This is a genomic window from Amycolatopsis kentuckyensis (assembly GCF_002155975.1).
In the GTDB taxonomy this organism is placed as follows: domain Bacteria; phylum Actinomycetota; class Actinomycetes; order Mycobacteriales; family Pseudonocardiaceae; genus Amycolatopsis; species Amycolatopsis kentuckyensis.
Genome location: NZ_MUMI01000526.1, coordinates 1 through 10,189 on the forward strand (window position 1 = coordinate 1; position 10,189 = coordinate 10,189).

Annotated in this window: 11 protein-coding genes and 2 pseudogenes; 7 read left to right on the forward strand and 6 right to left on the reverse strand. The window is 73.0% G+C overall.

The genetic code is table 11. The annotated features are described in order from the left end of the window. Window positions 1-295: pseudogene (locus CCN39_RS39975) on the reverse strand (CHAT domain-containing protein); the annotation flags it as partial. Window positions 296-424: 129 nt separating this feature from the next. Between CCN39_RS39975 and CCN39_RS39980 the strand changes: the two are divergent. After that, window positions 425-1,606 carry a S8 family peptidase gene (locus CCN39_RS39980; protein ID WP_086851317.1) on the forward strand — a complete coding sequence of 394 codons (1,182 nt, stop codon included), beginning with the start codon at window positions 425-427 and terminating at the stop codon, window positions 1,604-1,606. Here the strand turns inward: CCN39_RS39980 and CCN39_RS39985 are convergent. Further along, window positions 1,603-2,049, reverse strand: coding sequence for a hypothetical protein (locus CCN39_RS39985; RefSeq protein WP_086851318.1), 447 nt, complete (start codon window positions 2,047-2,049; stop codon window positions 1,603-1,605). The two genes, CCN39_RS39980 and CCN39_RS39985, sit on opposite strands and share 4 nt — an antisense overlap. Beyond that, window positions 2,046-2,606, reverse strand: coding sequence for an RNA polymerase sigma factor (locus CCN39_RS39990; protein WP_086851320.1), 561 nt, complete (start codon window positions 2,604-2,606; stop codon window positions 2,046-2,048). The genes CCN39_RS39985 and CCN39_RS39990 overlap by 4 nt, the downstream gene beginning before the upstream one ends. A gap of 191 nt (window positions 2,607-2,797) precedes the next feature. On the opposite strand from CCN39_RS39990, the gene CCN39_RS39995 reads away from it, so the two are divergent. After that, a complete protein-coding gene (locus CCN39_RS39995) occupies window positions 2,798-2,962 on the forward strand; it encodes a hypothetical protein (RefSeq protein ID WP_244211209.1) in 165 nt (54 codons plus the stop codon). Here CCN39_RS39995 and CCN39_RS40000 read toward each other — a convergent pair. After that, window positions 2,959-4,143 (reverse strand): glycoside hydrolase family 64 protein, encoded by a 1,185-nt coding sequence (locus tag CCN39_RS40000; RefSeq protein WP_086851322.1) that lies wholly within the window; start codon window positions 4,141-4,143, stop codon window positions 2,959-2,961. The two genes, CCN39_RS39995 and CCN39_RS40000, sit on opposite strands and share 4 nt — an antisense overlap. Before the next feature lie 37 nt (window positions 4,144-4,180). Beyond that, entirely contained in the window at window positions 4,181-5,095 is a 915-nt protein-coding gene (locus tag CCN39_RS40005) for an EamA family transporter (protein ID WP_086851324.1), read from the reverse strand. 76 nt (window positions 5,096-5,171) lie between these two features. Here CCN39_RS40005 and CCN39_RS40010 point away from each other — a divergent pair, with 76 nt between their 5' ends. After that, window positions 5,172-5,669 carry a MarR family winged helix-turn-helix transcriptional regulator gene (locus tag CCN39_RS40010; RefSeq protein ID WP_208630597.1) on the forward strand — a complete coding sequence of 166 codons (498 nt, stop codon included), beginning with the start codon at window positions 5,172-5,174 and terminating at the stop codon, window positions 5,667-5,669. On the opposite strand, the gene CCN39_RS40015 is transcribed toward CCN39_RS40010, so the two are convergent. Continuing rightward, window positions 5,666-6,610, reverse strand: a complete 945-nt coding sequence (locus tag CCN39_RS40015; protein WP_086851327.1) for an MBL fold metallo-hydrolase — start codon at window positions 6,608-6,610, stop codon at window positions 5,666-5,668. The genes CCN39_RS40010 and CCN39_RS40015 overlap by 4 nt on opposite strands. A gap of 339 nt (window positions 6,611-6,949) precedes the next feature. On the opposite strand from CCN39_RS40015, the gene CCN39_RS40020 reads away from it, so the two are divergent. From CCN39_RS40020 to CCN39_RS40035, 4 genes and pseudogenes are all read left to right on the forward strand, one after another. Beyond that, window positions 6,950-7,426, forward strand: coding sequence for a PTS sugar transporter subunit IIB (locus CCN39_RS40020; RefSeq protein WP_086851329.1), 477 nt, complete (start codon window positions 6,950-6,952; stop codon window positions 7,424-7,426). A 6-nt stretch (window positions 7,427-7,432) separates the two neighbouring features. Then, entirely contained in the window at window positions 7,433-9,052 is a 1,620-nt protein-coding gene (locus CCN39_RS40025; protein WP_086851331.1) for a PTS system mannose/fructose/sorbose family transporter subunit IID, read from the forward strand. Window positions 9,053-9,061: 9 nt separating this feature from the next. Continuing rightward, window positions 9,062-9,451, forward strand: a complete 390-nt coding sequence (locus CCN39_RS40030; RefSeq protein ID WP_086851333.1) for a PTS sugar transporter subunit IIA — start codon at window positions 9,062-9,064, stop codon at window positions 9,449-9,451. Further along, a pseudogene (locus CCN39_RS40035) lies at window positions 9,448-10,189 on the forward strand (hypothetical protein); the annotation flags it as partial. The gene CCN39_RS40030 and the pseudogene CCN39_RS40035, both read left to right, overlap by 4 nt.

The window sequence follows — 10,189 nt, forward strand, 5'->3', positions numbered from 1 at the left end:
CGGTGCGCCCGGTCAGCGTCAGCACGTAGCCGAGCACCCCGCGGGTCTGCGCGGCTCGCTCCCGCAGCCCGGCCCGGTCGGCCAGCCGGACGGCGGCGCGCAGCCGGGTTTCGGCGTCGGTGAGCCGGCCCGTGGCCACGGCGGCGAGGCCGAGCGCGTGCTCGGCGACCGCGGCGGCCTCGGCGTGGCCGTCCGCTTCCGCCAGCGCGGCCCCGGCCAGCGCCCGCGCCTTGGCCGGCGCGGTGAACGCGAGGTCCGCCGCGGCGACGGCGTTGGCCAGCGCGCCGGTCGTCACCGCCGGCGCCCGTTCCGGCCGGTGGGGAACTGTGGCCGGATCGGCGACGACCGGCGCAGTATCAGGGGGAGGGGTGACTGGATCGGGTTGCCGACCCGTTCACCCATGACCGGTCCCGGAGGGGGACACATGACCCGATATCGCCATCGAGCCGGCGAGCTGCTGGTCCATGCCGACGATTCTGCCGCGATCCACGCCGGACTGGCGGAGTTCGGCTACCACCCGGACGGGGGCGCCGGTCCGCTGCGCCGCTTCACCGGCACCCGCCCGGTGCCGGAGGTGCTGGCCGCCCTGCCCGGACCGCACCGCGCGGGGCCCAACCACCTGTTCGGGCTCGACCGCATCATCTGGGGCGACCTGCGCCCGAGGCCGACGCTCCAGGAGCTGGAGCCGGTACCGCTGTCGGGCGAGGTCCCGGTCACCGTCGGGGTGATCGACACCGGAGTCGTGCTGCACCGGGGCGCTCCGCACCCCTACCTCGCCGAGCGGGTGCTGTTCGAGCAGGCGGACACGGTCCGGGTGACGCGGGCCGAAGACGGGAACCCGGCCGGCACGGCGGCGCACGGGACGTTCGTCGCCGGGGTGCTGCTGAAGCAGGTGGACGCCCCGCTCGAGGTCCGCGTCCGGATGAAGGGCGTGGTCGACCGGGACAGCGGCGAGACCGAGGACCTGGCGGTCGCCGCGGCCATCGACGAGCTGCGCGAAGAGGGCATCACCCTGATCAACCTGTCGTTCTCCGGCGCGACCTGGGAGGACGAGCCGCCGAAGGCGATCGAGGCGGCGCTGCGCCGGCTGCCGCCGGAAACGGTGGTCGTCGCCTCCGCCGGGAACCTGGCTTCCCGGCGCCGGGTCTACCCGGCCGCCCTCCGGTTCGACGCCATCCAGCCGGGCACGGTCGACCCGAACCACGCCCGGGTGATCGCGGTGGGCTCGGCCGACGCCACGCAGGACTCGGGCCACCCGGTCGTCGCCGACTTCAGCAACTACGGGCCCTGGGTCTCGGTCTACGCCGACGGGATCGACGTGTTCGGCCCCTACCTGTGGCCCGGCTACCCGATCCGGCCGCCGGGCGAGGTGCCGCCGTACAACGGCTGGGCGGTCTGGAGCGGCACGTCGTTCTCGGCGGCGATCGTCAGCGGCCAGATCGCGGCGGTGATGGCCCAGGGCGCCGACGCCCGGGCGGCCGCCGAGTCCGTGCTCCAGCGGCCGGATCCGGTCACCGGGCAGCCGCTCCCGGTGACCGTGCACGACGTCAACGGCGCCGCGGAAGTCCCGTACGTGCGGGGAGTCTTCGAGCAGGGCGTGGGCTAGAGGCTGGCCCAGCCGGTGGTGACCGCCGTGCCGTCCGCGGCGGTCACCGTCACCCGGGTGGCGCCGCGGGGGAGCCCGGTCGCGGTGAACCAGCCTTCGGCGCCGATCGGGCTGGTGAGCCGCTCGCCCGCCACCTCGATCACCGCTTCGCCCGTCGCACCGGTGATCAGGCCGCGCAGCGCGACCCGGCCGCCCGGGTACTCCACCTGCAGCTCCACCGATACGCGGGGCGATGTGAACGACAGCAGCCGGACGTCGTCGCCGGCCGCGCGGACCGCGCCGGCTTCGGCCAGGTCCGAGTCGAAGGCCAGGTCCGCCAGTTCGGCGTCGAGGTCGCGGGTGGTCAGCGCCGCGCGCGCCTGGCGCAGCACCAGGTCCGGCACCGGGTCCGCCTGGGCTGCGGCCGCGCGCAGGACGTCCATCAGGTCGTCGTCGGCAGTCATGTCGGGTCCTCCGTCCCGAGCCCGGCCCGGCCGGCCCGCTCGCGCAGCCGGCCCAGGCAGCGCTGCCGGGTCGGGCCGATGCTGCCGACCGGGATGTCGAGGGCGTCCGCCACCTCCGCGTACGTCGGCGGGGGCGTGGCCATGAGCACGCGCAGCAGCCGCCGGCACTGGTCCGACAGCTTGTCCAGCGCACGCCAGAGCGCGGCGTCGCGCTCGCCGAGCAGCAGGCCCGCGTCGACGGCCGGACCGGGGGCCGGCTCGTTCTCCCAGACCTGGTCGTCGGCCGGGCGCTCCCGGCCGGTGCGGCGGAGCTGGCGCAGGCACTCGTGCCGGGTGGTGGTGGCCAGCCAGCCGGGCAGCCGCTCCGGTTCCTTGATCCGGCCGAGGTTTTCGACGAGCTTCAGCCACGTCGTCTGCACCACGTCGGCCGCGTCGGCGTCGGAGAGCCGGTGGGCGCGGGCGATCGACCAGAGCAGGCCGGCGTACCGGTCGACCAGGGCGTCCCACGCCGCCTGGTCGCCGCGCGCGGCCGCTTCGAGCAGGGTCGTGGTGTCCACTTCACCTCCGCTTGACCCACTCAGCCTAGCCAACAGCTGCCCTTCGGACCGGTACGCCATCGGGGGACTCCTTCGCGTCTTTCCCGCCCGCTGAGCCGATCCGGTGAAGGGCCGGGAAATACCTGAACCCGCTTTCGAGAACCGCCGTGTGCCCGGTGGGAGTGGTGGAGATGGGTCGGGGTGAGCCGGTCGTGCGGTCTGTCGTACTCGTTGTGCTGGTGGTGGAGCTGGTCGCGTGCGGCCCGCCGGTGGTGGAGGTGAAGGGCCGGGCGCTGCCGGTGCCGGTGCACACCGGCGCGCCCCCGGGCGAGCTGCTCGGGGACACGCCGGTGGCGCCGGTCGTCGTGAAGCTCTAGTTGAACGGATCCAGCGTCAGGTAGGCCGTCGCCGGGTTGCCGTCGTTGACGAGCGATTCGTAGTGGCCCACGTCGTCGAACGCGAAGGCGTACGCCTTGCCGTCGGCCATCTGCGCGTGGATCTTGCGCGCGTAGTGGTTGGTGACGGCGTCCTGGTAGAAGCCCGCCGAGCTGGTGTCCGGCTGGTTGGCGTTGGTCAGCAGCGTCGAGCGGTTGAAGCCGGCGCAGAGCGTGCGCGAGATCTGGCCGCGGACGTCGTTGGGCGCGTCGAGGTTCTTGTAGCAGCCGAAGACGCTGTCGGAGTCGGGCTTCTGGAACGCCGTCACGAATCCGCCGGAGGTGTTCGTGAAGTTCATGGTGTTGCCGGAAACCCGGCCGTAGTACTTCACGTTCGGCTGGTCCGCGACCGGTGTCACGGTCAGCGTCGACGAGCTGTACTTCGTCCAGACGCGGTTGATGTAGTCCTGCAGCACGGTCGCGGGCAGCGCGCCCGCTTCGATGCCGTGGCCCGGGGCCAGCGCGCGCAGGACCGTGCCGTCGGAGCGGGTCCGGATCAGGTTGGCCCAGCCGCCCGGCTGGCCGCGCAGCGCGGTGTAGAAACCGTTGTAGCCGCCCGGTTTCAGGTGCCCGGTGCTCCTCGTGGTGCCGCCCACGGGCTGCACGCCGACCGCGTACGGCGCGGAGAACATGTCCACCTGGGTGCTGTTGAGCCACAGGCCGCCGTCGTTGAGCGTGTACTCCGACCAGTTGAAGAGGATGTTGACGTTCGGGTCCGCCGGGTTCTGGACCGCCGGCTGGACCAGGCCGCCGGTGGCGAGCTTGAAGACCAGCTTCTGCCCGTAGGAGAAGTAGATCCGGCCGGAGAACTTCGGGATCCGGATGGTGATCGACTGGCCGTTCGCGGGGCCGGGGATGGACGCGTCGGGTGCCGGGATCGGCGGCACCGCGCCGCCCGGCCAGGCGTGGAAGCCGCCGTTCGCGTCGGCCCAGCCCTGCTGGCCGGTGGCCAGGTTCGTGCCGAGGTCGTAGAGGTAGACCGGGTCGCCGCGCCCGGAGTTGTTGGTGATCTTCAAGGGGATCGTGGCCGGGACCGCTTCGGCGGCGGGGGCGGTCGCGGTGATCACCGCGAGGGCCGCGGCCAGTACCCCCAGCCGGTTCCGGACGGACGTCTTCGTGCGCACGGGCGCCTCCTCGTCGAGGCCGATGATCGCAAGTTGTTCAGACCATTTCAGACTCGGTGGCCCGGCGAGGAATTGTCAAAGGCTGATAGGTATCAGCCCCCGTCCGGCCCAACGGCCGCCACTGGGCGGCCACGACGGCGGCCAGCACGATCGCGGCGCCCAGCAGCTGCCACGCCGTCAGCCGCTGGCCCAGGACGAGCCAGCCGAGCAGGGTGGCGACGACCGGGCTCAGCAGCCCGAGGAACGTCACGTGGGTCGCGGACAGCGCGCGGATCCCGCGGAACCAGAGGGCGTACGCGAACGCGGCGCCGATCAGCGCGAGGTAGGCGTAGCCGGCGAGGTTCGCCCCCGACAGCGACGCGGGCGGCGCGCCTTCGACGGCCAGCGCGACCGGCACGAGCACCAGCCCGCCCGCGACGAGCTGCCAGCCGGTGGTCGCCAGCAGGGGCGCGGGGGACGTCCAGCGCTTGCTCAGCACGACGCCGAAGGCCATCACGATCGCGCCGCCGGCCGCCGCGGCGACGCCGAGCGCGTCGAGCCGGGCGGAGGACTGCAGGACCAGCAGGCTGACACCGACCACGCCGGCGACCCCCGCGAGCACGGTGCGCCGGGTCAGGCGTTCGCCGAGCAGGCCGGTGGCCAGGCCCGCGACCAGCAGCGGCTGCAGCGCGCCGAGCGTGGCGGCGACCCCGCCGGGCAGCCGGTAGGCGGCGACGAACAACAGGGCGAGGAAGGCGCCGATGTTCAGCGTGCCGAGCACGAGCGAGCGCCACCACCACTCGCCCTTGGGCAGGCGGCGGGTGAGCGCGACCAGCAGCAGTCCGGCGGGCAGCGCCCGGATGACGGCGGCGAGCAGCGGGCGGTCCGGCGGCAGGAACTCGGTGGTGACGAGGTAGGTGGTGCCCCAGATGGCCGGGGCCAGTGCGGTGAGGAGCAGCTGTTTGTTTAGCACTAAGGCAGATTACCTCAGCGCTAAGGTAGTTGGCTACCCGTTCGCTTACCGCTAAGGCATCGGCTACGCTGTGGTGATGGCGGACCACGTGGACCGGGTGCTCGCGCAGTGGCACGCCGAGCGTCCCGACCTCGACGTCTCCCCGATGGGGGTGATCGGGCGGCTGGCCCGGGTGAGCGCGCTGATCGACGCGGAGCTGCGCCGCACGTTCGCCCGCCACGGCCTGGACCGCGCCACCTTCGACGTCCTCGCGACCTTGCGCCGCAGCGGGCCGCCGTACCGGCTGACCCCGACGGAGCTGATGCACTCGGCGATGGTGACGTCCGGCGCGATCACCCAGCGGCTGGACAAGATGGAGGCGCGCGGGCTGGTCGAGCGCACGCCGAACGAGGCGGACGGGCGCGGGGTCCGCGTGCGGCTGACCGAGGCCGGCGGGGAGCTGATCGACCGGGCGCTGCCCGAGCACGTCGAGACCGAGCACCGGATCCTGGCCGCGCTGGACGCCGGCGAGCGCGACGAACTGGCCGCGACGCTGCGGACCCTCCTGGAGAGCCTCGGCGGGTCGGGTTCCTAGGAGATCTGCCGGACCGGTTCGCTGCCCAGCAGCAGGTCCAGGTCGATCCGGCCGCCCGCGGCCGCCAGGACCGCGTCGATCGCCAGGTCGACGTCGAGTTTGCGGCCGTGCTGGTCGGCGTACGCGCGCATCAGGTTCCCGATGTGCCGCTCCGGGTTGCGCCACGACGGCCAGCGCAGGGACGCCTGCTTCGCCAGCTTGGTGAAGTTCGACTGGCGCGTGGTCGCTTCCAGCAGCCAGTCCAGGTAGCCGCGCATCGCGTGGAACGCCGTGTGGGCGGGGGTCGCCACCGGGCCGTGGCCGGGGACCAGGGTGCGCGGGCGGAACGTGTCCTGGAGCCAGTCGAGCGCGTCGAGCCAGCCGGGGATCGAGCCGTGCACCGCGATCGGGGTGTCGCCGATGACCACCAGGTCGCCGGTGAACAGCGTGCCCGAGCGCGGTTCGTGCACCACCAGGTCGCCGGCCGAGTGCGCGACGCCCGGCACCGCCACGACGTCGGCGGTCGCGCCGCCGAGGTCCAGCTCGTGCCGGCCGGTCACCGGCCGGACGGCTTCCGGCTCCGGCGGCTCGAGCACGCCCCAGCGCGTGTAGGTGAAGACGTTGCCGTAGGTCTGCGGCCCGGCCTTGACCAGGTCGATGCTGCCGGCCGCGGCCAGTGCCGTCCCGCCGTCGCGCAGGGCGACGCCGAGTCCGTTGTGGTGCTCGCCGTGCGCGTGCGTGATGACGACGGTGAGCTCCTGGTCGCCCGCGTACTTGCGGACGTCGCGCAGCAGTTCCAGGGTCGCCTGCTCGGTGCCGCAGGTGTCGATCAGCGCGACGCCTTCGGTGCCCTGGATCCAGCCGCTGTTCGCGACGAACCACTCGGCCGGGCTCTTCACGTACGCCACCACGCCGGGCCGCGCGTGCCGGAGCGGGACGATGTTCGATCGGACGGCCGGCATGCTTTCCTCCCCTGAACTGACGATGCGCTTAACGACGGTGACCGGGTGAGGTTGCGCGGTTTCTCCCGGAATGTTTCGGCTAATTTCGGTCGGCTGACCGGTCGAGAATTTTTCGGATTCTCCGAGGTGCAGGGTCTTGACAGTCGATCACAACCGTCCATACTGGTATATACCTTTATGGGAGGGTCCGGGAAGAAAAAATCCAGGGGGACTTCGCGCTCGTGGGCCGACGGAAGGTCTGAGGGGTCCTTCCGTCGGCCGCGCGAAGGCCGGTCACCGGTGTGTTGACACAGATACTGGTACGAACCAGTATGTCTCCTGCCGGCCGGGAGGAGAAACATGGCGGGGGCACACGTCCGGATCGACAACCGGCTCATCCACGGTCAGGTCACCGTCGCGTGGACCCGCCGCCTCGGCGTGCGCCGGCTGGTCGTCTGCAACGACGACGTCGCCGCCGACGACCTCCAGCGGATGCTGCTCCCGCAGGCCGCGCGGGGACTGCCCACGGACGTGCTCTCGGTCGAGGCCACGCTGGCCGCCGAGATAGCCGCGGACGTCATGATCATCGCCAAGCACCCGGAAGACGTCTTCCGCCTCGTCGAGGGCGGGCTGCGGCCCGAGGTCGTCAACGTCGGCAACGTGGCCCCCCGGCCGGGTGATTCCTACACCATGGTCACCCGCTCGGTCGCGGTCACCGCGGACGAGGCCGACGCCTACCGCAAGCTCGCCGCCGCCGGCGTCCCGCTCGTCACGCAGCTGCTGCCGCAGGACAAGCCCGCCGATTTCGTCCCGTTGCTCGACCGGAAAGGGCTCTAGCTCCGCATGCTCGTCGCGTTGGCCCTGACCCTGTGGGCGATCTACTGCACGTACGACGGCCTCGGGCCGTTCCTCATCTACGCCCAGCGCCCGCTGATCGCCGGCTCGGTGGCCGGGCTGATCACCGGTCACCCGCTGCTCGGCCTGCTGATCGGCGCGACGCTGGAGCTGGCCGCCCTCGGCGTCTACACCTACGGCGGCGCCACCATCCCGGACTACCAGACCGGCGCGATCGTCGGCACCGCGCTGGCCGCGGGCGCCGCCGGTGCCCCGGCCGCGCAGGCCGCGATCGGCATCGGCGTCGGGCTGCCCGCGGCGATCCTGCTCTCGGCGCTCGACCCGGTCGGCAAGATGGTCACCACCGCGCTGGTGCACCGCGCCGACGGCTACGCCGCCGACGGCAACGCCCGCGGCCTGGCGATGATCCACTGGGTGAGCCTGGTCCCGTGGGTGGCCGTGCGCGCCATCCCGACGTTCCTCGCCGCGCTGGCCGCGTCCGGCGGGCTGGTCAAGGACATCACCGCGAGCATCCCGGCCGGGTTCGTGCAGGGCATGACCCTGGCCGGGTCGCTGCTGCCGGCGGTCGGCTTCGCGCTGCTGCTCGGCATGATGGAGCTGTCGCGGTACTGGTACCTGCTGCTGATCGGGTTCGTCGGGTTCGCCTACCTGCACCTGCCGGTGCTGGGGATCGCGCTGATCGGCGTCGCGGTCGCGATGCTGTTCGTGACGCTGAAGCGCGACGAGCCGGTGCTCGCCGTCCCGGAAGCGGACGCCGAGGAGTCCACAGTGGACCCCAGGCTGACCAAGCAGGACCTGCGGCGGGTGTTCCGCCGGTACTTCTGGTCGAGCCAGATCTCCTGGAACTACGAGCGGATGCAGGCGCTCGGCTTCGCGTACTCGATGGAACCGGTGCTGCGCCGGCTGTACCCGGAGAAGGCCGACTACGTCGCCGGCCTGCAGCGGCACCTGCAGTTCTTCAACACCTCGGTGCTCGTCGGCGGCCCGCTGATCCTCGGCTCCAGCGTCGCGCTCGAAGAAGCCGGCACGCCGAAGTCGGCGGCGAGCACGAAGGTCGCGCTGATGGGGCCGATGGCCGGCATCGGCGACACCGTCGTCTTCGCCCTCTACAACAGCATCGTCTTCACCATGGGCGCGTCGTGGGCGCTGCAGGGCAACTGGCTCGGCCCCGCGTTCGCCGCCGTCATGGTGCTCGTGCCGTACGCACTGGTGCGGCGCTGGCAGTTCGGGTTCGCCTACCGCGAGGGCAAGCGGCTGGCCGGGCACCTCGCCGCCGGGGCGCTCGCGCGCGTCGCCCAGGGGGCGACCGTGCTCGGGTTCGTCGTCCTCGGCGGGTTCATCCCGTCGATCGTCAAGGTCGTCACCACGCTGACCTACCGGCAGACCACCACGGTCCAGGGGCAGCCGGTGACGCAGTCGGTGGCGATCCAGGACCGGCTCGACGAGCTCCTCCCGTTCCTGCTCCCGGTGCTGGTCACCGCCGGGGTCTACCTGCTGACGGTCAAGGCGCGGCTGCGGCCGGTCTGGGTCATCGGCATCGTCGTCGTGGCCGGGGTCGTCCTGGGGTGGCTCGGCTGGTTCGCGCCATCGGCCCCGGCGAAGAGTTAGGAGACCGCCATGAGCGTCCCGATCATCCTCGCCGGCCACGGCCGGCTGCCGTCCGGCGTCGGGGAAGCCGCCGAGATGATCCTCGGCCCGCAGTCGCGGCTGAAGGTCTGCGAGCTGAGCCCGCGCGACAGCCCGGAGGAGTTCGGCGCCCGCGTGCTCGCGCTGGCCGGCGACGCCGCCGGCGTGCTGGTGCTCGCCGACCTGCACGGCGGCTCGCCGTTCAACGCCGTCCGCACGCTCGCGGCCGGGCACCCGCGCCTGCAGCTGGTCTCCGGGCTGAACCTGCCGATGCTGCTGGAAGTCCTGCTGCACACGACCGACGACGTCACCGAGCTGGCCGGGGTGGCGCGCGCCGCCGGCCGCGACGGCGTCGTCGACGTCCTGGAATCGACCTGGTGACCGCCGCGCTCCTGCTCGCCGCGCAAGACGTCCGGATCACGCCGGGGCCCGGGCACCCGCTCGGCGGCTACCTGGCCCGGGACGGCGTCGCGACCGGCACGCACGACGACCTCGAGGCGTCCCTGATCTGGCTGTCCACCGAGGACGACCCCGGCGTGGTGTGGGTGGCGCTGGACGCCCTCGCCGTCGACGCCGGCCTGACCCGCACCCTGGCCGACGCGGTCGCCGCGGCGGTGGGCATCGACCCGGACCGGGTGCTCGTCTGCGCGTCGCACACGCACTCCGGGCCCGAGGGCTGGACCGGCCCGCTGCACCCCGGCCTGCCGGGGCGGCGCGACGCCGGGCTGGTCGGCGGCATGGCCGAGAAGGTCACCGGCGCGGCGCTGCGGCTGCGCGCCGGCCGCGGCCGGGTCCGCGCCCGCTGGCACGCGGGCTCGACGGAAGCCGTCGGCGGCAACCGCTACCGGCCCGACGGGCCGCACGACACGTCGTTCGGCGTGCTCGAGCTGCGCCGCGACGACGGCACGCCGGCCGCGCTGCTGTTCGACTACGCGAGTCATCCGACGGTGCTCGGCCCCGACAACCTGGCCTGGTCGGCGGACTGGCCGGGCGCGACCCGCCGCGAGCTGGCCACGCTGGTCGGCCAGCCGGTCGCGGCCTTCCTGCAGGGAGCGGCGGGCGACGCGAGCTCCCGCTTCGTCCGCCGCGGCCGCGACCACGCCGAGGTCCGCACCCTCG

Coding starts and splice junctions, on each gene's coding strand:
- CCN39_RS40030 (WP_086851333.1), top strand. CDS start 9,062: ATGAGCGTCCCGATCATCCTCGCCGGCCACGGCCGGCTGCCGTCCGGC.
- CCN39_RS40015 (WP_086851327.1), bottom strand. CDS start 6,610: ATGCCGGCCGTCCGATCGAACATCGTCCCGCTCCGGCACGCGCGGCCC.
- CCN39_RS40025 (WP_086851331.1), top strand. CDS start 7,433: ATGCTCGTCGCGTTGGCCCTGACCCTGTGGGCGATCTACTGCACGTAC.
- CCN39_RS39980 (WP_086851317.1), top strand. CDS start 425: ATGACCCGATATCGCCATCGAGCCGGCGAGCTGCTGGTCCATGCCGAC.
- CCN39_RS39985 (WP_086851318.1), bottom strand. CDS start 2,049: ATGACTGCCGACGACGACCTGATGGACGTCCTGCGCGCGGCCGCAGCC.
- CCN39_RS40010 (WP_208630597.1), top strand. CDS start 5,172: ATGGCGGACCACGTGGACCGGGTGCTCGCGCAGTGGCACGCCGAGCGT.
- CCN39_RS40020 (WP_086851329.1), top strand. CDS start 6,950: ATGGCGGGGGCACACGTCCGGATCGACAACCGGCTCATCCACGGTCAG.